Genomic DNA, 23,616 nt, shown 5'->3' on the forward strand with positions numbered 1-23,616 from the left:
AAATTGGGAACTAAGATATTAAATTTCTTGTTTTCTTGGGGTTTTTTCGTTTTTGCTATCGCTCTTGGCGTAGCATTATGGTTTGCGATAAATTACGTGGATACATTTAGGCTTGAGTCAAGCTTTTATGATATCGGTGAGATATTTATGATGGCGGCTGTTTTTTGTATTGCTTTTTATGTGATCGCAGCAATATTTGTTATTCCTATTAGAGCGATCAAAAAATCTTAATCTTTCATCTAAGGACAAAATCCTTAGATGAACTCCTTGACTTCTTATGTAAAATTCTTAGATTTTTGATTATTTATTTTAAAAAATTATTTATGAAATTTACCGCATTTATATTACTATTTCTAACAAGTATATTTTTAATAGCTTGCTCAGCTAATCAAGCAAACAAAAAGATAAGTAACTCTGAACTAGAAAACTTAGCTAAACAATATGGTGGAGTATATATATTTAATCAAAAATTTGTTGATGAGATAGAGAGAAGAGAAAAAGAAAGAAGCGATTATATGGACGATTTCTTTAAAAATAACAAAAGAAATTTTAAAAGAGCTGACCTAGAAATCATGGATCAAAAACTCCCTCAAACCCTCTCAAATGGTAAAAGATACTATACTCGTTGGATAGATTATGAAAACCAAACTGGTAAAAAAGCTAAAACTTCTGAGGTCTATATAAATAAAATAATTGAGTTTATAGGTTTAGAAAATTTTAACAAAGAAAAACCATATTTAGATTTAGGAAAATTATATGTAGATGATAATGGAGAAATAGTTCCTATAAGCATAGATGTTTATTATGAAACATACAGTACTAAATATGGCTTATTTGGAGATGAAGGAATGGGAATAAGCTTTAGTAAAAAAAGTATAGTTCCAGTAAGCGGTGGAAACAAATTCATTCTAACAAACAACAAATTTATAAAAGCAAACAAGGACAAGTAAGTGCAAACTAAAAAATCAAATAAAGAGCTAATAAATTGCTTTAAAGACTATATTGATATAGCTGATGCAAGTTATGCAATGCTTCATAATGTATTTGAGAATGAAAGAAATGGACTTGATGAGCTTTATGATAAATTTGGTAAAGATAATGTCCCTGAAAACATTGTAAATTCTTATAGAGAAGATGAAAAGAAAAAACCTATTTGGAGATATGCAGATGATATTACTTTAGGTGATAAGATTGACAAAAGCAATGAAACAGATACATCACAAGCAAATAATAGAAATTTTGGCGATTCTACTGCTTATGCTCTTTGTATCGAAGCTAGATTTATGGCTGATAAGATTATCAAAAAGCCATATACTGGTAAAAAATTTATTAAGTTAGACAATGATGTTACAAATTTTATAGATACACCATTAGGTAAAGACGGTAGCTATCAAGAAGCAGAAATTTTCTACGCCCCTGAATCCCTCTCTCCTCGCACAAAACTATTTGTTAATCGCTATGAGCTAGTAAAGCACATACCTAATCAAAAATCAGGTTTTAGCTCAACTATATTTTATGACACGCTTAAGTCAAACTATATCATAGGCTTTAGAGGAACAGAGATGAAAATGAATGATCTCTTAGATGATGCCTTTATGGCTATCACATCAAGAGCGCTTATGCAAATATCTGCCTTAAAATCACTTCAATCCTCTATGCAAGAAGCTATAAATTCTCATAGTCAAAACTTAAGTGGTTTAGATAACACCGCCAAAGACATCATCCTATCAGGTCACTCATTAGGTGGTCATCTAGCTCAAATATATGCAGTAACCTTTAAAGATAGCGGAGTAAAGGAACTTTATACTTATAACGCTCCAGGAATTTATGGTGGCATATTAGCTTCAGCTTTTACTTGGAGCTTAAGGCTTCTTAGCTTTGTAGCCAAAGCCATAGCAAAAGGTGCAAGATGGATAGCAAGGGTCATAGATAAAGATGGCTTTATAGGAAAGATGGTAGGCTCAGTCTTTAATAAGATAAAAGGCATATTTGGCTTTAAAGATGATAAGAGCAGCATAGATGAATATGTAGATGTAGTTAAAAATAATGAACAGGCTCAAAAGACTCTTGCAGATAAAAAGGTGAGCTCTAATATAAATAAAGCTAGCAAAGAAAAAGACATAGACATAGAGATACATCACGTAGAGAGTGTTAAACAAAGTATCAATAGAGATGAAGATAGCTTTTCAAAAGATGTAGCTGTTTTGATAGAACCTACCTTTTCAGTCATATCTGATCTAGGCTATAAGCTAGGCATAGATACAACTGGCGAAGTAAAGTATGAAAATACCGAGAATAGACACTTGGTTAATATATTAATTAGATCTCACTTTTTAAAAGAGAGCGTTTTGGTTTTATATATGTTGTGCTATCTTTTAGAAAACAAAGAAAATGAAGCCAAGATAGAAGGCAAAGATATAGCTGAAGCGCTTGATTATCTAAATGAATATATCCAGTCGCTTAAATTTAAACTAAAATGCATAAGATCGAAGTTAAATTTAGATGTAAATATAGATGATATAAGTGATGCCTCTATGCTAGATACGCCTTTATATATCTTTTATGCTTATTTAAATCTCTTTTACGAATATGGTAAATTTGGTGATGAAAATTTTAAGCAAGATATGGTCGGGTATATAATAGAAAATTTAGGCAGCAACATAGATAAAAATAACAATAAAGAAGCACATCTAGTAAAGATACTAGATATAGATGACCTAGATAAACTAGATGCGACAAAGATAGTAAGTGATGCTAGAGCTGGCGATATAGATATGCTAGTGGCTATTTGTGCTTTGAATTTATTTGTATTTGAAAAAAATATAGATGTAAATGAGCTTGGTAAATACTTCTCTTATAATAAAAACATCTATAAAAATATAACGATACTACGAGATAATAGAGTAGATATAGCAGAGGCTAGCATCTTTGTAAAAGATAGAATAGATATGCTAAAGAGCATAATAAATCTAAAATATGCGGATCTAGCAAAGCTAAAAGAAAATGAAAATTTCTTGGCTAGCATAGACTCTAATGACATAAGCTCTAGCGATGAAGCCATAGTAATAGCTAATAATAAATCTGCTCAAAATAACGATGATGTAGCTTACAACAATAAAGTAGCAACCGATGATATAAAAGCCCTTATGAATGAGAGCGTGGGAAGTATCTTTTATAAAAATAACGATACTCTTAGTGTAAGTGCAGTAGATAAAAGTATAGTCGATGTTGAGGTATTAAAGGAGATATTTAAGCTAGATAGTAAAAATATGAATCAAAGAATATATCTAAACTCTGCCCTTTTGTCTAAAGCCAATGAAGAGGAGGATTATCCACTTTATTTTAAAGATGAAAAATATAATAGTGATGATAATATCCCTCTAAATTTTACTCATCAGCCAAGAGATGAGGATAAAGATATAGGAAGGCTAAATGTTGCTTATAGAAATTCTCAAGCAAATATATTAAATTATTCACTATTAAATAAGAGTCTAAATATCGATCTAAAACCAATGAGCAAAAAGACTAAAGAGGCTCTTTCAAATTTAAATCAAAGGCAAAATTTACAAAAAGATAATCAATCTAAAGAAATTTCATCTACTGCGACTTCATGCCCTGTCATAGAGGACGATACTATCATTTGCCCACATGGCGGTCATGTGATCTTAAAAAGTAGGGCAGGTAGGAGCATAAGATCAGACGATCAAGGCGTGGTACTTGATGTTGATTTTATAAACTCGCCAATAGTAGGCTGCTCAGCTAGGACCCCATGCGTCATAGTAGCTTATGTGCCAAGATCAGCACTTAGTCTAAAAAGCATGAATGATCACTACGCTGTAATGCAAGATCTAGTGCCAAACTGCCTAAGCAACACCGGCTCTTCGCTAAGATGCATAAAAAAAGAGAATAAACTAAAACTAGAGCATAGTTTAAGTAATCCTATGTTTGAGAATAATAACCTTGCCGTACAAAATCCAAATTTAAATAAGCCATTGATCAGACTTCATATAAAAGCTTTTGCTTCTCAAATAGATAATCTTTTGGTGACTACCTATTATCTATTTGATAAAAAATTTGAAGATAAAAATGGCTTTAGCAAGATCAAACTCAATTTAGATGAGGGAAGAGACGTAGAGGATAAGAATTTAAAGGCTCTTTTAGCGGATAATTATGACGATAAGCGTTATGACATCAAAGAATTTAAACTAAGATATGGAGTGGATAAACTGAATTTGATATTTGTAGTTCCAAAGAATTTTAGCTCTCTTGATAAAGAGAACTACAAAAAGGCAAATAGCCCGGAAAGTGGGGTAGGCTTTTTTGCCAGTTTAGATGAATTTAATAGTTCTAATATAGAAAAGAATAGACGTACTTACACTTATGTTTTTATGTCTCCAACTGGAGCTAAAAGCATAGAGCTTGAGATAGCTAAAGGGCTAGATAGTGGCTATACAAATGACATAAACACAACTAGCTTTGTAATGCTTGTTAGTTGATAAATTTAAAGAGAGGGATCGTTCTTGAGATTAGATAATACAAAAATTATTAGAAGCATAGAAGACTTGCTTGACGCATTTGATGTTTTTGCTGACAAATATCAAAACATAACATTTTATTGTCGCGATTTAAACCATTTTCATGATACCAATATATTAAATGGAGATGCTTTATATAACAAGACAATCGCGAGACTATACAATCACAAGAAAGCCAATAAAAATGTGCTTATAAAAACATATAAGTATTTAGAAAAGTCAAATTTATTTAAAAGCGAAAAAGCTGTTAACACAACCAATAAGATAACAATCAAAGATATTGATATAGATGTAGAGGTTCTTAGTAAAGAACAAGATGTAATAGCAGAATTCGTAAAAGAGCTAATAGAACTTGCAAACAATGGTAGAAGCAAAGACAATAAGATTAAAAATTTTGACGATGCATCTAGCCAGTTGGTATCTAACTATAAAAATATAGAGACAAATTTTGAGGCTATATTAGATAAGCTAAAAAATTCGCTAATCAACAAAACCAATACAATACTAAGTCGTGAAAATTTTGATAAAAGAGATGAAACCGTAAAGGCCATAGAAGAGAGCTTTAAAAATATAAAAGAAAATCTCAAAAAAGCTTCAGATGATGGCAATAAATATATTTTAAAAGAGATCACAAAATTTCTAATCAATCTTGTCGACATAAGCGATATAAAAGGATCGTTTAAGCCGCTAGCTTTATTGCTGGCAGCTCCAGAGGCGATAACTACTACTACAAATATAATTGACTTTTTAAACAAAAGGGGCTTTTACGCGTTTTCTGGTCCAGCCGCTAGCTTGCTAGCTACTAAATTTGGCTTTATACTAGGTCTATTAAACACAGTGTCATTTAATAATATATTGGTTTTTACAAATAACGATCAAAAAAGTGGAAAATTTATAGATTTTTCATGCTTTGATATAACAGCCACTAAAGCCAAGAGCAATTATGATGAGTATATTGGTATTTGTTCTGATTTTATTTTAGAGGGCGACGAGCAAAGCTTATTTGACGCTAGAGTAAGCAAAAATGAAAATGTAGACAAGTCTAAAAATATATCTATATGTAAAAACGACAAGAACAATAGCGAAGAGAGCTTACTTAAAAGGATAGAAGAGTGCGTGATCGCAAATAGAGCAAATTTTGTCTATATGCAATATCCATTTTTTAACTCTTTCAAATTTGCAAATCTCCTAAAAGACAAATCCCTAACAACAAAAGACGATACTCACAATACAAATAATAGTAGCGGCATCTCTAAAAACTATCTTGTCGTCTCAAACGCCCCCATGAAACTAAACGCAAAGCTAAACGAGCACCTTATACAAAACATCTTAAGCTATAAGATAGAAGATAGTATAAACAGAGTTAGCGGTAAAAAGATAGTTGATCCCAAAAATGTAGGCAATGTAAAAGACTATAGTCAGTACTCTATACAAATAGGTGCCAAAAACAATGAAGACCTTTATCTTTTAAGCTTAAGTCCTTTTACGAGAGTTATTAACTCTAGGCTTGCAAAATTTGAAAAGGATATAGAGGAGTATAACTCATATATGAAAGGTGTCAAAAATTTTCATGGAGGTGACGCAAAATCAGTAGAGGTTTTAAACACCACTTTTAACGCAAAATACAAAAAATTTAATGAGGCAAATTTATATCTAGGTCGCATAAATAGACACTTTAAAAACGCCAAAGATATGGAAGAGATAGTTAATAATGAAGAGGAATTTTTAAAAGCCAATATAAAGGAATTTGAAATTTTCTTTTCAGGCTTAAATTCAAACTTGAAACATGATAAAGTGGCTTATTTTTTAAACCAATACTTTAAAATGCCTAATGAAGGGATGGAGAGTTTTGAAGAAATAGCTGATGAATCTTACAATCAAGCTTCTATAAGGACACATTATTACTACCCTGCTACAAAAATATTTCTTCTAGTGATGGGCTATTATGTCATAAGGCAGATATTTGATAGCTCTATTATTGAGCAAAAAGGATTAAAATTTTCATATCTTTCATCAAACTATGAGACACTAGAGATATTTGGTGAAACACTTAATGTTCTTTACGAAAACACATATTATATACAAGAAAATAATGCTATTGTGCCTATTTACTTCTTCAAGCAAACAAAAGAAGCAAAAAAAGAACAAGATGCTATCTGCATAGAAGAGATAGTAGAAAAAATAGAGCAAAGCCATGTAAGAAATGGTGAAAATATACTAGACGATGACTCCTATAATGAGCTAAAAGAGCTTCTTAAAAATTCTACCGGCATAGACGGAGAAAGCATAGATGATAAGAATTTTGAAAAGTATATTAAACAGATAGATGATGATGAGTATAAATATACTATAGATATATCTTTAACATCAACATTAGATGATGCCCTATATGATATATTTCCATTTTATGGCTTTTTCATAGACAAGTCTGACGATATAATGAAAAAAGTAATTGACGCTGTGTTCTCAGGTGGTAAAGGCAATATCTTTAAGAATATTTTTATGGAGCTAATAGGAGAACTAAAAGTATTTAGTATGCTAGGCGAAGCGCCAGTTGCAAAACTAGTTAACGAAAACAATAAAAAAGCCTTGAAAAAAATCAAACAAACAGCATTTGCTGGAGTGGTCAAAGTAAAAGGCAACCAACTTCTCTATATATATGTAGATAACAAAAAAAAATCCAAACACAGCATAAAAAAAACAAAACAATGGATAGATGAATTTGAAGTAGGCATAAATGTAAAAAGACAAATAGCTATAAGTGCTGGTAAAAATTTTTTAAAAAATAGCTTAAAAACTTATGCAGAAACTTTAATACAAGCTGGATTTGGCTTTTTAGTAGATAGTTTTTTCATCAACACCTACGAACAACAAAAAAGATCTTATGAACTAATACTTCATAAGTATTTCACAAATAAATTTAATGATACCTATGCTGTTAAGAATATATCTTATGAACCAAATTCCACTAAAACAAGTGAATATACCTACTACCCTATAGAGATATACTCATCTTTTATAAATATAGATCTAAAAAGAACTATCATAGGAGGAAGACTATCTAGTGGAGGACTAGACTATCATAACTTCTTCTACTATGATATAAATACCACTACAAACAAACTAGACTCTAATCTATCTAAAGATATAAGCCTAGATACTATGATATCTTATCTATGTCTAGATGAGCTAAGAACAGATAATAAAACTGATGAAGAGTTCTTTAACAACCTAAACAAAAGAAACAAGAAACTAGCATATTCACCAAAAGAGCTTATGCTACAAGGAGTTAAAACATTGCTAACAATAAGTCCATCAAACTCAATAGATATAAAACAAAGAGATGAAATTTATGATTTATATAGTCAGGGTGTCGAAGAGGGTACTGACCTACCAATAGACAAATACAACGAAGCTATGGAGATACTAGAAGACTTTAAAAATGGAAATTTAAATACCAATGTATGTGAAGTAGATAATAAATCAAGAAGACTACTAAAAGCATTAGATGTGATAGGAAACAACAATGTAAAGGGTATGTATGTGGGGTGTAAGATAGAGCATAGCAAAAAAAATAAAAAAGATATGCCACCTCGCCTAATAGGTCGTCTAGCCACTACCATAGTTATGGAAGATGGTCTATATATAGGATAAGAGATGAAAAAGATCATATTTATCATCATAGCTCTTTTAGTAGCCGGATCACTATTAATAATCAATAAAGGAAATTTAATGAGTAAAGAAAATTTAATAGATAACACTAATACATATACGGTCATAGCTCCAAATGGAGAAGAAGTCTGGTTTGATAAAAATACAAATTTAATCGTGTCTAAAACTAAAGATGACAACACAACAAAGTATTTTAAGGAAAAATCCCAAATGCTCCTTGACTCCCGCTCCATCCTAGACTCATCTTTATATAAAAACTATAAACCACTATACTATAACCCTAAACCAAACTCTTTAGGTCAAACAGACTATCTATCATTTAAACCTTGGCTAGATATTAGCTATAAATCAAGTTCAAATAAGATAGCTCCTTGGACTAAATCAGAAAAAGCTTACTATGAAAGCTTAAAAGATAAGAGAGATAGATATATCTATCTAGTAAAAAGAAGTAATCTAAAATGCACTATGGTAGATATCCCTGAAGATGCTATAGGTAGAGTAGATAGCAATGGCAAACTAACAAAGCCTGAGTATGCTGAAATTTATGATGAAGTAGATAGAAATAAAAATACACTTAAATCAAGATTATTTAATGGTGAGTGGAATATATGTGCAGGTATATTAGGAGATAGACGATCATTTTCTTCAGCTACTGTATTAAATAACTCTGGCTTTAAAACAAGAGCTAGACAAGCAGTATTCTTAGCAGCCCAACTAGGAGAAGTAGATGCTTTAAAAGTGTTAGCTAGATACTTTTCTTCTTCGTCTTATATATCAGGCTCAAATAAAGACTTGCAAGCAAAAATAAAATTTGAGAATTTATTTAAAAATCCACCACTAGATGAATATGGCATGATGCCCTATCTTGATGAGATAGTGGGAAGTTACTTTGTGATGGATTTTAATAGGGGTGGTGTAGTGATTAACCCTACAGGATCAATGCATAGAGTTTTAAGAGAACTTGTGGAAGACGAAGGCAAACTACTTGATCCTAGAGACCTAGATGCAAATGAGACTACAAGGGAAGAATTTGTGGCGTATGTAAAAAAAGAACTGCCAGAATATGCAGAGATTTTTTCTGAAAAAGGCTATCCAGCTAATTATGAAGATAGAGACATAGACCTCTACATCGACTCCACTCTTCTAGAATCTAAAATAATGTCTCTAACTCCACCAGAAGGATATCCAAATGCACCATACTATAACACTCCAGAAGAGCTAACAAGACTATATGAGGCTGGTAAATTAGATAAAAAGCTAAACCCTCTAACACCAGTAATGTATAGAGAAAGCTTTCCTGAAGATCTTAGAGCTAAGATCCTAAGCTATGCTAAAGAGCATAATATAAAGGATTAGATAATAAATTTAATATCTATGGCTCCAAACGGAGCCAAATATAAATATATTAAGCCACTACAATCAAAGACATAGGCATCTCTATGATAACTGGCCTAATAGAACTTTAAAAAACCTCATACGAAAAACTAGAAGAAAACTATAAAAAGATAATTCGCGCAGGCAATATGTTTATCACACTATTAGCTTAAAAAAATAAATTAATTTTAGGAGATAATTAGACTTTTTTATAAGAAAAATCGCAAATAGCGATCTATACAAATTTTGATAAAGAATTTCAATATATTTTAATATCAAAATGAGCTGAATTTTGAAAAAATTAAAGCATATTTTTAAACTTGCTTTTAACTTTTTTGTTATAATATCCCATCAAAAATAAAAAGGATATTTTTTATCCTAATTAAGGTTTTAAATTTGAGAGTATATCTAGACAATAACGCTACAACAATGGTTGATCCTGAAGCTTTTGAGCTTATGAAACCATATTTTTGTGAAAAATACGGCAATCCAAACTCGCTTCATAAATTTGGCTCTGAAACACATCCAGCTTTAAGAACAGCGCTAGATCAGCTCTATACCGGACTAAACGCAAAAGATAGCGATGATATCGTTGTTACTTCATGCGCGACTGAGAGTAACAACTGGGTAGTAAAAGGCATCTATTTCGACAAAATAGCAACTGGCGAGAAAAAGCGTATCGTAACAACCGCAGTTGAGCATCCAGCTATTTTGGCGACTTGTAAATTTTTAGAAAAATATGGCGTAGAGCTTACTGTTTTAGATGTAAATAACGATGGCATAGTCACTCCAGAACAGCTAAGATCTGTAATGGATGAGAATGTAGCGCTTGTTTCTATAATGAGCGCGAATAACGAAACTGGCATGATCTTTCCTGTAAAAGAGCTTGCCAGTATCGCTCATGAATATGGAGCTTTATTTCACACGGATGCCGTTCAAGCAGTTGGTAAGATAAAGATAAATGTCCAAGACCTTGACGTTGATTTTTTAAGCTTTTCTGCGCATAAATTTCACGGACCAAAGGGTGTTGGAGCACTATTTATAAAAAATAGTATGCCACTAAGTAGCTTGCTTCATGGCGGCGAGCACATGGGCGGACGCAGAAGTGGCACACTCGATGTTCCTGGCATCATCGGCATGGGTAAAGCACTTGAACTGGCAAATAAATTTATGGATTATGAGCACTCTCATGTTCGCCGTTTGCGTGATAAGATTGAAGATGCAATTTTAAAAATTCCTGACGTTAGCGTCGTTGGTAAAAAAGAGCAACGTGTGCCAAATACCATTTTGGCTTCTATAAAAGGCGTTGAAGGCGAAGCGATGCTTTGGGATCTAAACAAAGCTGGCATAGCAGCATCTACTGGCTCAGCATGTGCAAGTGAAACATTAGAGAGTAACCCAATAATGGAGGCCATAGGGGCAGATAAAGAGCTGGCTCACACTGCACTTAGACTATCTCTTTCTAGATTTAATACAGAAGAAGAGATTGATTATGCGATCGAGCATATAACAAAAGCAGTAAATAGACTAAGAGGTATCTCTAGTACATTTGCCTACGCCCCAGAATGGCATAAGAGTGGATTATAAAATTTAAAGGAAAATAACATGGCAAAGAATAATTTGATCGGAGGCTCTATCTGGGATGAGTATTCTAAGGTAGTACAAGACAGGATGAATAATCCTAAATTTATGGGAGAGATAACCGAAGAAGATGCTAAAAAGGCAAACGCAAAGCTTATTGTGGCTGACTTTGGTGCAGAAAGCTGCGGTGATGCGGTTAGGCTATACTGGCTTGTTGATGAAAAGACAGACAAAATAATAGATGCTAAATTTAAAAGCTTTGGCTGTGGCACAGCGATAGCTAGCTCTGATACGATGGCTGAGCTTTGTATCGGCAAAACAGTTGATGAAGCTGTCAAGATCACAAACCTTGATGTCGAAAAGGCTATGCGCGATAATCCAGAAACACCGGCTGTCCCGCCTCAAAAGATGCACTGCTCAGTTATGGCATATGACGTTATAAAAGCAGCAGCTGCAAGCTATAAAGGCATAGACCCAGAGCATTTTGAAGATGAGATCATCGTTTGCGAGTGCGCTAGAGTAAGCCTTGGTACGATTAAAGAAGTGATAAGGCTAAATGACCTTCACACAGTTGAGGAAATCACGCAATACACCAAAGCTGGTGCATTTTGCAAGTCTTGTGTAAAGCCTGGTGGCCATGAAAAAAGAGAATATTATTTGGTAGATATTTTGCGTGATACTAGGGCTGAGATGGAGCGTGAGAAGATCGAAGCTCAGGCAAATGCCCAAGCAAATCACACTTTAGGCGACATTAGCTTTGAAAATATGACGATGGTAGGGCAGTTAAAAGCGGTAGAGTCTGTCATAGATAAGGAAATTCGCCCAATGCTCGAGATGGATGGCGGAAATTTAGAAATTTTAGATATCAGAAATGATAACGGCGAAAATACTGATATTTATATCCGCTATCTTGGTGCTTGCTCAGGCTGTGCGAGTGGCTCAACTGGCACTCTTTACGCGATTGAAAATGTCTTACAAGAGAGCTTAAGCCCAAAAATTAGGGTTATGCCTATTTGATTTATCAACTAGCCCTTGTGGGCTAGTTTTTATTCTCTTAAGAATTTTAAAATTTCACTTCTAATTTGATTCAAATCGCCCACAAATTTCTTCTCAAACTGCGATCGGTTAAAGGTTCTCTGACGCTTAGCAAGCTGGGCTGTGTGCGTGGCGATAAGCGTTTCTAGCTCACTTTTTGAAATTTCACCCTCCAAAAACTGCTTGCACTCTTTTAGACCTATTGATTTTAATGGCTTTGGCTCGCTTTTATACTTGTCAAATAAAAACTTCGCCTCATCTATCAAGCCCTCATCTAGCATATTTTTCGTTCGCTTTGCGATGCGAGTTCTAAGCTCATCTTTGTCCCATAAAATTTCAAATATCGCTAGCTCTTTTATGATACTCTCTTTAGTATTTTCTCTTAGCCAAATGCTTGGAATTTGGCTACTAAATTTATAAATTTGATACCACTTTTCGAGGCGATAAGAGTCGTTTTGGCTAAATTTGCTTGCAAACTCAGGATCGATTTTTACAGCTAGCTCATAAATTTCTTCATTGCTTAAATTTGGCTCACATTTTGGCACATCTGGTGCAAGTCCGCTAAGCATTGATTTTAGATAAAAGCCACTGCCTCCTGTAATGATGAGTGGGCAGTCTTGTAAGCGCGCAAAATTCTTTGCATTTTTATAAATTTCAAAAAATGCCCCAACGCTAAATTCTTCATCAGGATAAATTTCATCTACACCAAAGTGTTTTATGGCTTCAAGCTGCTCTTTATTTGGCTTTGCACTGGCGATATCTATCTCTTTATAAAGTGCAAGTGAATCAAGACTTAAGATGACGCCATTAAGCTTCTTTGCAAGCTCAAATGCAAGATCGCTTTTGCCACTTGCCGTGGTGCCAATTATTGCAAATTCTTTAAACAAGTCTAGCCCTCGTAAAACGAGCTAAAGAGTAAAATTTCATCATTTTCCTCGTTATTTTTGCTATCTTTTATAAGACTAGCCAAAACACCGGCAAAATACGGAGCAAAGCTAAGTTCATTTAGTCCATAAGCTTGGTTATAGATCAAGTTACTATATATGTTATCGCGTCCAAGAGCTGGTTTATCGTTTGAGCTAAGAAGTACGTAGTTTGCCCTAAAGCTAGGCTCTTTTAGCTCGCTTATACCAAGATGTATCTTTAGTTCATTTAAAAATGCATTAATCTTTTCAGTTTTAACAAGCGTATCGATAGCGCCGACTTGTAAATTTGTAATAATCATAACGCCATTTTTAGTTGGATAAATTTTGGCAAATAGATCATTTAAAATGATTGGTTTTTTAGGGATTTGCCCTTCGTTTAGGCTAAGATCAATGGTGTAAAATTTAGCCAAAATCGCATTTAAGCTCGTGCCTAGCTTATTTGAAAGCTCTAAATTTTTTGAAGCGATCACAAAGTTATCGGCCTCATATTCGCCGTTATTGCCGGTAGCTTTTTGCACTATTTGTCCTTGCGTTTTTAGCTCATAAATTTCATCATTTATAAATTTTACCCCAAGAGAATTTAGCTCGTTTATCAAAGCTTTTTTGAGCTCATTTGTATCAATGCTTGCGTTGTTGGCTAAATTTATAGCGCCTTTTATGTTTTTATTTATTAGCCCAAAATTTGCAAGCTCTTTATCTACGCTTAAAATTTCTTGCTCGCTATGGGCAACCTTTATCTCATCAAGTCTTTTTTTAAAGCTTTCGTCATTGCTAAAAAGTAGATAAACGCCGCTTTCATCGAAATTTATCTGCGGATATTTGTTGTTTAGCTCTCTTAAAATTTCAAAGCTTTTCTTACCAAATTTTGAAAACAAAATTTGCATCTTTTTGTCGTGAGCTTTGGTTGATTTAAGTGTAAAATTTGTCATCCAAGCTCTAAAATTTTCATTTAAGCAAATACTTATATCAAGCTTGCTTTTTTTGCTAACTAGCCCCATAAATGAGCTAGATATTGCTCCATCTTTTGCAAGAGCGTGTGTGCCAAAGGGTGCTAAAATTCCATTTGTAAAATCATCTTTTTGGCTGCTAATAATTAAAATTTCTTCACCCTTTTTAGCTAATTCGTAAGCCGTAAATAACGCACTAAAACTATCTCCAATAATCGCTACTTTGCCCATAATAACCCTTTGTTTTAAATTATTCTTGTAATGATAATATAAATTCAAATTTAAAGCAAAATGGTGTAAAATCAACCATTTTTAAAGAAAATGGAAATTTGTCAAATGATAGAAAAATTAAAAATTATTGCTGAACTTATCGTTTTTAAGCATTCTGTTTTTGCTTTGCCTTTTATTTTTGTTGCGATGATAGTTGCTAGCAAGATAGAAAGTGGCTCTGCTTGGTTTGGCTTAAAACTGCTTATCTTAGGTACTTTTTGTGCTGTTAGTGCTAGAAATTTTGCTATGGCTTTTAATAGATATAAAGACGAAGATATAGATAAACTAAATCCGCGAACCGCGAGCCGCCCGAGCGTTGATGGTCGTATCGGCAGGAGCAATATGCAGCTTTTTATTGCGGTAAATGCGTTTATTTTTATTGTATGCGCTTATTTTATAAATTCGCTCGCATTTTGGCTAAGTTTTCCTATTTTAGCTGTTCTTGGTGGATATTCGCTATTTAAACGCTTTAGCGAGCTAGCACACTTGGTGCTTGGACTTAGCCTAGGTCTTGCTCCCATCGCTGGCGTGGTCGCAGTGAGCGCTGCTATACCGCTTTGGAGCGTGCTACTTTGCCTTGGTGTGACATTTTGGGTAGCTGGATTTGACTTGCTTTACTCACTTCAGGATATGAAATTTGATAAAGAAAACAAGCTCTTTAGCATACCAGCTATTTACGGCGACAAGGCTACGCTGTTTCTATCGGCTATTTTTCACGCTTTAGCTTTTATATTTTGGCTACTTTTTGCTTGGGCAGCTGGGCTTGGAGCGATGACATTTTTTGGAATTTTAGTAAGTGGCGTTATTTTATTTTTTGAGCATAGGATCGTAAGACGCGACTTTAGCAAGATAGATAGAGCATTTTTTACATTAAATGGCTATTTGGGAATTTTATTTTTTATCTTTGTTTGGATTAGCGTATTATGAGTGAGATTAAGCTGTTTAAAGCACCTCTTGATATGGAATTTGAGTCTGATAAAGATGGGAGCGAGAAATTTAAAAGAGAGTTTGACTCTATCTTGCCGGGCGAAGAGGACGCGCTTGGGGCTTGGCTAAAACGAGCTAAATCACGTGGCGAAACCAAAGAGAGTGATCAAGTTTTATTAACTTTGCTGATCGAGCTTCACAGAAAAATTGATGCGCTGAGTGATTATATTAAAAACGAGCATAAGCAATATTTGCCACTAAAAGAGAGGGCAAGTATCGAAGAAATCGGCTTTACACATATAAAAATAAGCGAAGAAAAATTTATAAAAGATGAAATTTATTATGCAAGGATTGCTATGCCTATCTTTCCAAAGAGAAATTTGAGTCTTTATTTAAGAGCTGTTAGTGAAAACTTAGCAAAGATAGAAAATATGCACGAAGAGGATGAGGCTGACTGGAACGCTTACGTAACAGCTAGAGAGCGTGTAATGATAAGAGAAATGAGAGCGAATTCGTAAAGGAAAAATATGGAAATTTATATTTTTTTAGGCTTTGGTATCGTTTTGGCGATAATAGTAGCTTTGATGTTGATAAAAGATAGTGAGACAAATAAAAAATTTGCGAGATTTGAGCGAGCGATAGAAAGCGTTATGCAAGACAATTTCAATCTAAAAAAGCAAATTTCAATGCTTGAGGGCGAGGCGTTTAAAAATAGTGAACAATATGAGCCACTTAAAAAACAGATAAAAGAAAATATTGATTTGCAAATAAATGAGAAGATTGTGCCAATAATTCGTGCGATTAAGAGCATCGAGCGAGTAATTGATGATTTTGCAACAGAGCAAAAAGATAGGATAGTTAGTCTTGAAGAGCGAACAAGAGATATTAATAAAATCGCACCAAGTGTCATCAATGAAGAAGAGCAAATTTTAAAAATGTTTAAAGATGGAAAGAGTGCAGCTATGATCGCAAAAGACCTTCATGTTGGAATGGGGCGAGTCGAATTTGTGCTTAAATTTCATAAATTAGCCTAAATTTACAGGCTAATTTTAAAAAGACTAATCTACTCTTAAACTACAAAAATTGGCTTAAATTTTTATTTTGATTTAAATCTTTTAACATATAATTGAAAAAATTATAAAAAGCTCTAACCAAGCTTAAGAAGGTGCTTTATGCTAATCGATAAATATGGTCGGGTTGTTGATTATTTAAGGATTTCTGTAACTCAGCGTTGCAACTTTAGGTGTAGGTATTGCATGCCTACAACGCCATTTAGCTGGACGCCAAGAGAGAATTTATTAACCTTTGAAGAGCTATTTTTATTTGTAAAAGTGGCTATCGATGAAGGTATAAAAAAGATAAGAATCACTGGTGGTGAACCGCTTGTACGTAAGGATTTAGACGTTTTTATAAAGATGATAAGCGATTATAATCCAGAAATTGATCTAGCGCTTACTACAAATGGCTATATGCTTTCACACTTTGCCAAAAGGCTAAAAGACGCTGGACTAAAGCGCATAAATATGTCGCTTGATACACTAAATGAGCAAAAGGCTAAATTTATAGCACAAAAAAGCGTTTTACACGAAGTTCTAGCTGGCTTTGAAGCGGCTCATGATGCTGGATTAAAGGTAAAAATCAACACTGTCGCACTAAAAGGTGTAAATGATGATGAGCTTATAAATTTGCTTGAGTTTGCTAAATTTAGAGATTCTCAGATCAGATTTATTGAGTATATGGAAAATTCACACGCTAAAGATGATCTAAAAGGGCTAAGTAGCGATGAAATTTTAAAAATCATCTCACAAAAATATAATGTCACGAAAGATGGAAAACTACCAAATGCGCCTGCGTCTATTTATAGACTTGATGATGGTTATAAATTTGGTATCATTGATCCGCACAAGCACGACTTTTGCGAGAGTTGCAACCGCATCAGACTAAGTGCCGAGGGACTTTTGATACCTTGCCTTTACTTTGAAGAGGCTCTTAGCATCAAAAAAGCGGTTGAAAAAGGTGATATCGTAGCTGCAAGTGAAATTTTAAGGCAAGTACTAGCAAACAAACCAAAAGAGAACAAATGGGCAATAGGTGCTAGCAATGAAACCTCTTCGCGTGCCTTTTATCAAACTGGTGGTTGATGAGCAAAGAGCTAGAGCTAGTTGAGGCGTTTTTAAGTATTCAAGGCGAGGGAGCTTACCAAGGCAGGCTCGCCATATTTTTACGCTTTTTAGGTTGCAACCTAAACTGCTCTGGCTTTGGCGTGCAAACAAAGTCTTTAAAAACCGGTGAAAGCCTACTAGGATGCGATAGTATAAGGGCTGTTTTTAAAGGGCATTTTGATCACAAAACATACAACGCAGATGAAATTTTAAGCTTAGTTGATGGGCTTTGCAAAGGCCTAAAGCAAAAACCTATCATTGTTTTGACAGGTGGTGAACCGCTCATCTGGCATGAAAATGAAAATTTTATAAATTTGGTAAAGAAATTGCTTGAAGATTATGAAGTGCATTTTGAGACAAATGGCACGATTTTAGTTGATTTTACTAAATATGAAATTTATAAAAAATGCCATTTTGCACTTGGTGTAAAACTAGCAAATAGCGGAGTTAGCGAGCAAAAACGCATAAATTTAGATGCTATTTTGGCTATTAAAAATAATGCAAGAAGTAGCTTTTTAAAATTTGTCCTATCACACTTTGACAAAAGCGAGTTAGACGAAATTATAAATATAAAAAATCAAGTTGATTTGCCAGTTTGGTGTATGGCAATAGGGGCGAATAGAGCTGAGCTAAACGAAAATGCTTTAAAAACAGCAGAATTTGCCATAAAGTATGGATTTAACTACTCGGAGCGTATCCACATCAGGCTTTGGAGCGATAAAGAAGGTGTTTGATGATTATTAGAAAGCTTTTTAGATTTGAAAATGCACATATTGTGAGATTTTGTAGCTCAAAGCGTTGCAGGACTAGCATCCACGGACACAGCTATGTGGCTGAAATTTTACTTAGCTCAAATTTTCTTGATAACGCCGGCATGGTTTATGACTTTGGCTTAATGAAGCAAAATATAAAAACGATCATTGATAGTTTTGATCACGCTACGACAATATTTTCAGGCGATAATGATGAGTATAAAAATGATCTAAAAAAGCACTCGGCAAGATGGATCGAGATCCCGCTAAATCCAAGTGCAGAGCAGTTTTGTCGTATATTTTTTGTACTCATAGAAAGACTGCTTGAGCTTAGCGTGATGAACAACGGCGAGCGTGAAGTGAAGCTTCATAGCATTATCGTGCATGAGACTGATACGGGCTATGCGCAGTGCTTTAAAGAGGACGCCGTAAATGCACAAATGGGCGAGATAAGGCTAGATGAGATCAAATTTTCAGACGCTATCATAGAAGAGTGGGAAGATAAAAATTTATTCGAGAAAATGAAAAATAGGTTAAAAATAGAAATTCCAAAGGACGTTTGATGAAAAAAATTATAACTTCTTTTTTATTTATAGCCGGTCTATTTGTTGGTTGTGGAGATAAAGATGAGGCTAAAAATGATATTAGCGAGCCAGTGCCGAGTGACGTGACCATAGCCCAACCAGACGCAAATGTCACAATCGATGAACAACTCCCGCCTGAGCCAGTCGTTGAAGAGAACGAGCCTTCTAAAGATAAAAAATGAACGAACATCTCTCCTCACTTTTTGCATACACTTTACCTTTTCATGTGACATTTTTTTATATGCTTATTGCTTGCAATGTACTTTATTTGCTCATTAGTCAGTTTGGTAGCAATAGTAAAAACTATGTGCTTCGTATAAGATATTTTTTACCGATTTATCATATGCTACTTAGTTTTCTTACGCTTACTGGACTTATTTTATGGGCGTATTATGGATATGGGTTTAAATTTAATGCCATAAAAATGTTAGTCATCTTAATAATTTTAATCGCACTTAGTGCCATAGGTTTTAAAAGGCTAAAAATTTATGCAGCTAATGGCGACTTAGAAAAATTTAAAAAATTCGCCCTTATTAAGGGATTTTTTGATCTTGTTTTAGTTATAGTTGCAGGGATTTAGATGAAATTTTTATATGATAAAAATGCAGGTAATGAAAGCTTAAAGATAGTAAATGAAGCCTTTTTGCACCTAAAAGCTAGAAGAATGCAAGCTGGTGAGCGAATAAGTGTTAGAAATTTACGAGATTTTAAAGAGTATATTTATGAAATTGATGAGATTGATAGGCGAAGTGCGAGCTTAAGTCTTGTCTTTGCCAGCTTAAATGGCGAGCAAAAATTCGACTTTACGATCGCTTGGGCTATCGTCGATCCAAAGACGATTGAAAAGACATTGCCATTTTTAAACGAACTTGGTGTTGGTAAAATAGCTTTTGTCTATACTAAATTTTCTCAGGCAAATTTTAAGATAGATATCGAGAGGCTAAACTACATAAATGCTCTCTCTTGCGAGCAGTGTGGGCGAACTTCACTAATGGAGTTTGAAGTTTATAAAAATTTGGACGAGCTAATGAGTGTTTATAAAAATGTCTCAGCTATAAATTTTGGTGGTAAAAGTTTAAATGAGAAAAAAGATGATGAGCTTTTAATAATCGGTCCAGAGGGTGGATTTAGCGAGGATGAGACGGCTAAATTTAAAAATAGCTACTGCCTAAATACTAAAAATATCTTAAGATCACAGACTGCGGTTATCTCAGTAGCGGCAAAATTCCTAGCTTAATTTATTTGATTTTTAGATTTCTTTTTATATAATCAGCAACTTTTAATGTAGATAATTAGCCCAAAAATAATAAAGGAAAAATGATGAAAAAAGATATCCATCCAGAATACGTAGATTGCACTGTAACTTGTGCTTGCGGAAACACTTTTAAAACAAAGTCAAACAAAAGCGAGATCAGGATTGACATTTGCGACAAGTGCCACCCATTTTTCACAGGCAGCGAAAAGATAGTTGATAGTGCTGGCCGTGTTGAGAAATTTAAGAAAAAATACGCTCAAAAATAAGCCTTGCTCTACTTTATTCCTACTCCAATAGGAAATTTAGAAGATATCTCGCTTCGTGCGATTAGAATTTTGCGTGAATGCGAGATAGCTATTTGCGAAGATACAAGAGTCTGCAAAAGTCTTATAAACTTGCTAAATGAACGTTTTGACGCAAGTATAAATATATCAAAATTTATTCCACTTCACACCCATAACGAAGATGACTTTTTCACAAATTTAAGTGATGATTTTTTTAGCAGAAATGTAGCCTACATGAGCGATGCTGGTATGCCAGGTATCAGCGATCCTGGAGTAAGTCTAGTAAGATACGCTCAAAAAAATGATATCAAATACGAAATTTTAAGCGGAGCAAACGCCGCACTTCTAAGCGTGGTCGCAAGCGGGCTTTGCGATAAAGAATTTGTTTTCCTAGGCTTTTTACCAAATACCGGCAGAGACAGAGCTTTAGCTATACAAAATGCTTTAAATTTAGCCTATCCAGCCGTGATCTATGAAAGCCCAAAACGCATACTAGGCTTAGTACAAAGTATCGCAAATCTAGAGCCTGAGAGAGAAATTTTTGCCATAAAAGAGGCCACAAAAAAATTTGAGAGTAAGTTTAAAGATAGTGCTAAAAATTTAGTCCAAATTTTAGAAAAAGCAAATTTAAGTGGAGAGTGGGCGATTGTCATCTCAAAAAGTGACAAAACAGCCACTCAAAATATCACAAAAGATGAGATACTTTTGCTTGATCTTGCTCCAAAAGTAAAAGCAAAATTGCTTAACAAAATAACTGGAGAAGATGTAAAAAAGATATATGATGAACTTACGAAAGCTTAAATTATAGGCCGCAAAACTACTAAGTGACATTGAAACGAAAGTGTAAAATTTACTCTAGTTACATACAAAAATAAGTTAAATTTTAATTGACTTTAGCTACCATAAGTTACCATGATAATATACGGAAAACAACTATTTTTACATATTTTGAACAAGCGACCACAGATATTAGAAGAGATATATCTATCAAAAGAGTGTGACAAAAAACTCTTCTATAAAATTTGTGGTACGGGCAAAAAAATTATTCGCGTGGATAATCAAAAAGCGCAGTCTTTAGCTCGCGGTGGAAACCATCAAGGTTTTTTAGCGAATGTTAGTGAGTTTGAATTTTCAGATATTACTGAGCTTAAAAAGCTAAATTTTATCGCCATTCTTTACGGCATAAGCGATGTTGGCAATATCGGTGCTATCGCTAGAAGTGCTTATGCTCTAGGCTGCGAAGGTCTTGTGATAGTGGCAAAAAGTATAAATATGCAAGGCGTTTTAAGATCAAGTAGCGGCGCTGCCTATGAGATACCAATAGCGATTTTTGAAGATGGGCTTAGTTTGCTAAATGAACTAAAGCAATTTGGCTTTAAAATTTATGCAACAGCAAGTAATGGCAAAAACGTAAAAGAGATGAAGTTTGCCGGTAAAAGAGCTTTGGTGATGGGCTCAGAGGGCGAAGGCATACCGCAAAAAGCTCTAGCAAAGTGTGATGAGTGTATTGGTATAAAGTTAAAAGAGGGCTGGGACTCCTTAAATGTAAGTGCAGCTTTTGCAATAATTTGTGACAGGATGATAGATGAATGAATTAGAGAATTTAAAAGAGATAGGTATAAAGGAAATTTCACGTAAAACGCATATTGAGCCTACATTTTTACAATATATTTTTGATAAAAATTTTGAAAAATTATCACGTTTAAACATTAGAGGTTATGCCAAAATTTTACAACGTGAATATGATGTTGATTTGAGCGAATTGCTCGCTGAATATGATGCCTTTATGCAAGAAAACACTCCAGATGAGAGTCACAAAACTAAAGTTACTCCAAAAATTTCTTCTTACACTCCAAAAGATATTACCATACAAAAACAAAGCGGTAGTGGCGGTGCTGGATTTTTATTTTGGCTCATCATTTTAGCTATTATCGCTGGTGGGGCATATCATTTTGATGCTTACAAATATATCGAGAATTTTTTATCGTTTTTAAATGACGAGAATAAAAGCGTGAGCTATTCGCAGTCAAGTATAGTAAATGAGGTGAAGAAAAATATCATCGATACAAATATCACCATCTCTCAAAATAGCCCTAAAATAGAAGCAAACATATCAAACGTAAAAATTTCAGCTCCAGTTGAGCAAAATGTGACAACAAGTCCTGCAAACATGGAGCAAAATGTTGTGAAGCCAAGCATGGTAGCTCAGCCAGCTCCTAAGATAGAGCAAAACATTACAAAGCCACTAAATGAGGCGGTTATTACACCAAAACAACGTGTCTGGATAGGGATAATTAATCTTGAAAATGGTCAAAAAGTATCAAACGACACAAGTAAAAGCATAAATATAAATTTAGACCAAAGACAGCTCGTAGTTTGTGGAAATGGCAACATTGAGCTAAAGATCGGCGATAAGGTAACAAAATATAATCCAAGTCGTCCAGCTAGATTTTTAGTGGAAAATGGAGAGATGAAATTTGTGAGCTATGATGAGTTTGTAGAACTTAACAAGGGTAAATCTTGGTAAGAAAAATAGCGATTTTCACCGCTTTTAGTGTATTTGCCTATGCTTTTAGCTTACAAACTAGTGCAAGTGCTTTAAGCAATGTTGAAAATGTGCAAATCTCTTTAGAAAATTTAGACCAAAATGGCTCACTCAATGTCAATGAGCTAGTATTAAGATTAAAACAAAACTCAAGTTACGATAGCATTTCATTTGGTTCAAATAGTTTGAATTTAAAATTTATAAGCGAGCAAAAAGTTCCTTCTATATTATTTGTAAAATCAATAAATTCAACTCTGGATGATGCCAACATAAGTATCTCAAGGATAAATTCTCTAAAAAATGGAGATCAAATTTTTTATGGAATTTCAGCCATAAAAAATGGCGGAATAGATCCAAGTTTATTAAGCTTAGCGCTTAGTCAAAACGGTTTTAAAATTTTAGGATTTGATAGAGTTGATGGTAATTTAGAGATATTTTTAGATGCTCAGAATATGATTCTTAAGGCTACAAAGGTAAATTTTGACGAAGAGACGCCACTTTTAAAAAGCGGTGGTACTTATTTTGTTGATGTTGAGGGTGCAAGTAGTCTGGATATCGCATCAAAAGAGTCAAATAGATGGATGCCACTTGTTAGGATTTATGATAAAAATTTAAATCAGATCGACTCTATAAAAGAAGAGCAAGCAAAAACCGCCATTTCTATAAATTTAGCAATAGGCGCAAAATACGCATTAATTAGCGACAATGTTGATATAAATAATATAAAAAATGAGATAATTATTAAGCTTATAAAATAGGAGTAAGCA

General features: G+C 33.9%; 23 protein-coding genes. 21 read left to right on the top strand and 2 right to left on the bottom strand.

Annotated features, from left to right (window positions below):
- Window positions 1-3: 3 nt before the first annotated feature.
- From CVT15_RS01035 to CVT15_RS01065, 7 genes are all read left to right on the top strand, one after another.
- Window positions 4-231 (top strand): hypothetical protein, encoded by a 228-nt coding sequence (locus CVT15_RS01035; RefSeq protein ID WP_021090435.1) that lies wholly within the window; start codon window positions 4-6, stop codon window positions 229-231.
- Window positions 232-323: 92 nt separating this feature from the next.
- The gene (locus tag CVT15_RS01040) at window positions 324-950 is read left to right on the top strand and encodes a tRNA 2-selenouridine synthase (protein ID WP_103576538.1); all 627 of its coding nucleotides are present in this window, start codon (window positions 324-326) and stop codon (window positions 948-950) included.
- Window positions 951-4,496, top strand: coding sequence for an Mbeg1-like protein (locus CVT15_RS01045; protein ID WP_159070263.1), 3,546 nt, complete (start codon window positions 951-953; stop codon window positions 4,494-4,496).
- 24 nt (window positions 4,497-4,520) lie between these two features.
- Window positions 4,521-8,189 carry a hypothetical protein gene (locus CVT15_RS01050; RefSeq protein WP_180998514.1) on the top strand — a complete coding sequence of 1,223 codons (3,669 nt, stop codon included), beginning with the start codon at window positions 4,521-4,523 and terminating at the stop codon, window positions 8,187-8,189.
- A 3-nt stretch (window positions 8,190-8,192) separates the two neighbouring features.
- On the top strand, window positions 8,193-9,563 hold the full coding sequence (locus tag CVT15_RS01055) for a thioredoxin reductase (protein ID WP_196088049.1): 1,371 nt from the start codon (window positions 8,193-8,195) through the stop codon (window positions 9,561-9,563).
- 414 nt (window positions 9,564-9,977) lie between these two features.
- On the top strand, window positions 9,978-11,168 hold the full coding sequence (locus tag CVT15_RS01060; protein ID WP_107898103.1) for a NifS family cysteine desulfurase: 1,191 nt from the start codon (window positions 9,978-9,980) through the stop codon (window positions 11,166-11,168).
- Between the two features lie 18 nt (window positions 11,169-11,186).
- Window positions 11,187-12,179, top strand: a complete 993-nt coding sequence (locus tag CVT15_RS01065; RefSeq protein WP_054196048.1) for an iron-sulfur cluster assembly scaffold protein NifU — start codon at window positions 11,187-11,189, stop codon at window positions 12,177-12,179.
- 29 nt (window positions 12,180-12,208) lie between these two features.
- Here CVT15_RS01065 and miaA read toward each other — a convergent pair whose 3' ends face one another.
- Both miaA and CVT15_RS01075 read right to left on the bottom strand, forming a co-directional pair.
- Window positions 12,209-13,084, bottom strand: a complete 876-nt coding sequence (gene miaA, locus CVT15_RS01070) for a tRNA (adenosine(37)-N6)-dimethylallyltransferase MiaA (protein WP_103577351.1) — start codon at window positions 13,082-13,084, stop codon at window positions 12,209-12,211.
- 2 nt (window positions 13,085-13,086) lie between these two features.
- Window positions 13,087-14,301 carry an FAD-dependent oxidoreductase gene (locus CVT15_RS01075; RefSeq protein ID WP_087586856.1) on the bottom strand — a complete coding sequence of 405 codons (1,215 nt, stop codon included), beginning with the start codon at window positions 14,299-14,301 and terminating at the stop codon, window positions 13,087-13,089.
- 105 nt (window positions 14,302-14,406) lie between these two features.
- On the opposite strand from CVT15_RS01075, the gene mqnP reads away from it, so the two are divergent.
- From mqnP to CVT15_RS01145, 14 genes are all read left to right on the top strand, one after another.
- Window positions 14,407-15,267 carry a menaquinone biosynthesis prenyltransferase MqnP gene (gene mqnP, locus CVT15_RS01080; protein ID WP_087586855.1) on the top strand — a complete coding sequence of 287 codons (861 nt, stop codon included), beginning with the start codon at window positions 14,407-14,409 and terminating at the stop codon, window positions 15,265-15,267.
- Window positions 15,264-15,785: a hypothetical protein gene (locus CVT15_RS01085; protein WP_087586854.1), complete on the top strand. Its 522-nt coding sequence runs from the start codon at window positions 15,264-15,266 to the stop codon at window positions 15,783-15,785. The genes mqnP and CVT15_RS01085 overlap by 4 nt, the downstream gene beginning before the upstream one ends.
- Before the next feature lie 9 nt (window positions 15,786-15,794).
- Window positions 15,795-16,301 carry a DUF6115 domain-containing protein gene (locus CVT15_RS01090; protein WP_103577350.1) on the top strand — a complete coding sequence of 169 codons (507 nt, stop codon included), beginning with the start codon at window positions 15,795-15,797 and terminating at the stop codon, window positions 16,299-16,301.
- A gap of 138 nt (window positions 16,302-16,439) precedes the next feature.
- Window positions 16,440-17,408 carry a GTP 3',8-cyclase MoaA gene (gene moaA, locus CVT15_RS01095; protein WP_103577349.1) on the top strand — a complete coding sequence of 323 codons (969 nt, stop codon included), beginning with the start codon at window positions 16,440-16,442 and terminating at the stop codon, window positions 17,406-17,408.
- Window positions 17,408-18,163 (top strand): 7-carboxy-7-deazaguanine synthase QueE, encoded by a 756-nt coding sequence (locus CVT15_RS01100; RefSeq protein ID WP_103577348.1) that lies wholly within the window; start codon window positions 17,408-17,410, stop codon window positions 18,161-18,163. Before moaA ends, CVT15_RS01100 begins: the two co-directional genes overlap by 1 nt.
- Window positions 18,163-18,744: a 6-pyruvoyl trahydropterin synthase family protein gene (locus tag CVT15_RS01105; RefSeq protein ID WP_103577347.1), complete on the top strand. Its 582-nt coding sequence runs from the start codon at window positions 18,163-18,165 to the stop codon at window positions 18,742-18,744. Before CVT15_RS01100 ends, CVT15_RS01105 begins: the two co-directional genes overlap by 1 nt.
- Window positions 18,744-18,947: a hypothetical protein gene (locus CVT15_RS01110; RefSeq protein WP_021090529.1), complete on the top strand. Its 204-nt coding sequence runs from the start codon at window positions 18,744-18,746 to the stop codon at window positions 18,945-18,947. Before CVT15_RS01105 ends, CVT15_RS01110 begins: the two co-directional genes overlap by 1 nt.
- On the top strand, window positions 18,944-19,345 hold the full coding sequence (locus tag CVT15_RS01115; RefSeq protein WP_087586850.1) for a hypothetical protein: 402 nt from the start codon (window positions 18,944-18,946) through the stop codon (window positions 19,343-19,345). The genes CVT15_RS01110 and CVT15_RS01115 overlap by 4 nt, the downstream gene beginning before the upstream one ends.
- On the top strand, window positions 19,346-20,002 hold the full coding sequence (locus tag CVT15_RS01120; RefSeq protein ID WP_087586849.1) for a 16S rRNA (uracil(1498)-N(3))-methyltransferase: 657 nt from the start codon (window positions 19,346-19,348) through the stop codon (window positions 20,000-20,002).
- A gap of 83 nt (window positions 20,003-20,085) precedes the next feature.
- On the top strand, window positions 20,086-20,286 hold the full coding sequence (rpmE, locus tag CVT15_RS01125) for a 50S ribosomal protein L31 (protein WP_002942443.1): 201 nt from the start codon (window positions 20,086-20,088) through the stop codon (window positions 20,284-20,286).
- A 3-nt stretch (window positions 20,287-20,289) separates the two neighbouring features.
- Window positions 20,290-21,105: a 16S rRNA (cytidine(1402)-2'-O)-methyltransferase gene (gene rsmI / locus CVT15_RS01130; RefSeq protein WP_087586848.1), complete on the top strand. Its 816-nt coding sequence runs from the start codon at window positions 20,290-20,292 to the stop codon at window positions 21,103-21,105.
- A 111-nt stretch (window positions 21,106-21,216) separates the two neighbouring features.
- Window positions 21,217-21,897 (top strand): 23S rRNA (guanosine(2251)-2'-O)-methyltransferase RlmB, encoded by a 681-nt coding sequence (gene rlmB, locus CVT15_RS01135; RefSeq protein WP_087586847.1) that lies wholly within the window; start codon window positions 21,217-21,219, stop codon window positions 21,895-21,897.
- Window positions 21,890-22,831, top strand: coding sequence for a phosphatidylglycerophosphate synthase (locus CVT15_RS01140; protein WP_103577346.1), 942 nt, complete (start codon window positions 21,890-21,892; stop codon window positions 22,829-22,831). Before rlmB ends, CVT15_RS01140 begins: the two co-directional genes overlap by 8 nt.
- Window positions 22,825-23,607, top strand: coding sequence for a hypothetical protein (locus CVT15_RS01145; protein ID WP_103577345.1), 783 nt, complete (start codon window positions 22,825-22,827; stop codon window positions 23,605-23,607). The genes CVT15_RS01140 and CVT15_RS01145 overlap by 7 nt, the downstream gene beginning before the upstream one ends.
- The last annotated feature ends 9 nt before the right edge of the window (window positions 23,608-23,616 follow it).

The organism is Campylobacter concisus, assembly GCF_003048595.2.
GTDB lineage: Bacteria > Campylobacterota > Campylobacteria > Campylobacterales > Campylobacteraceae > Campylobacter_A > Campylobacter_A concisus_L.

Bases quoted from the DNA above. Each gene is read 5' to 3' on its own strand.
- CVT15_RS01040 (WP_103576538.1), top strand. From the start codon at position 324: ATGAAATTTACCGCATTTATATTACTATTTCTAACAAGTATATTTTTA.
- CVT15_RS01055 (WP_196088049.1), top strand. From the start codon at position 8,193: ATGAAAAAGATCATATTTATCATCATAGCTCTTTTAGTAGCCGGATCA.
- CVT15_RS01065 (WP_054196048.1), top strand. From the start codon at position 11,187: ATGGCAAAGAATAATTTGATCGGAGGCTCTATCTGGGATGAGTATTCT.
- CVT15_RS01075 (WP_087586856.1), bottom strand. From the start codon at position 14,301: ATGGGCAAAGTAGCGATTATTGGAGATAGTTTTAGTGCGTTATTTACG.
- mqnP (WP_087586855.1), top strand. From the start codon at position 14,407: ATGATAGAAAAATTAAAAATTATTGCTGAACTTATCGTTTTTAAGCAT.
- CVT15_RS01085 (WP_087586854.1), top strand. From the start codon at position 15,264: ATGAGTGAGATTAAGCTGTTTAAAGCACCTCTTGATATGGAATTTGAG.
- CVT15_RS01090 (WP_103577350.1), top strand. From the start codon at position 15,795: ATGGAAATTTATATTTTTTTAGGCTTTGGTATCGTTTTGGCGATAATA.
- moaA (WP_103577349.1), top strand. From the start codon at position 16,440: ATGCTAATCGATAAATATGGTCGGGTTGTTGATTATTTAAGGATTTCT.
- CVT15_RS01100 (WP_103577348.1), top strand. From the start codon at position 17,408: ATGAGCAAAGAGCTAGAGCTAGTTGAGGCGTTTTTAAGTATTCAAGGC.
- CVT15_RS01105 (WP_103577347.1), top strand. From the start codon at position 18,163: ATGATTATTAGAAAGCTTTTTAGATTTGAAAATGCACATATTGTGAGA.
- CVT15_RS01110 (WP_021090529.1), top strand. From the start codon at position 18,744: ATGAAAAAAATTATAACTTCTTTTTTATTTATAGCCGGTCTATTTGTT.
- CVT15_RS01115 (WP_087586850.1), top strand. From the start codon at position 18,944: ATGAACGAACATCTCTCCTCACTTTTTGCATACACTTTACCTTTTCAT.
- CVT15_RS01120 (WP_087586849.1), top strand. From the start codon at position 19,346: ATGAAATTTTTATATGATAAAAATGCAGGTAATGAAAGCTTAAAGATA.
- rpmE (WP_002942443.1), top strand. From the start codon at position 20,086: ATGAAAAAAGATATCCATCCAGAATACGTAGATTGCACTGTAACTTGT.
- rlmB (WP_087586847.1), top strand. From the start codon at position 21,217: ATGATAATATACGGAAAACAACTATTTTTACATATTTTGAACAAGCGA.
- CVT15_RS01140 (WP_103577346.1), top strand. From the start codon at position 21,890: ATGAATGAATTAGAGAATTTAAAAGAGATAGGTATAAAGGAAATTTCA.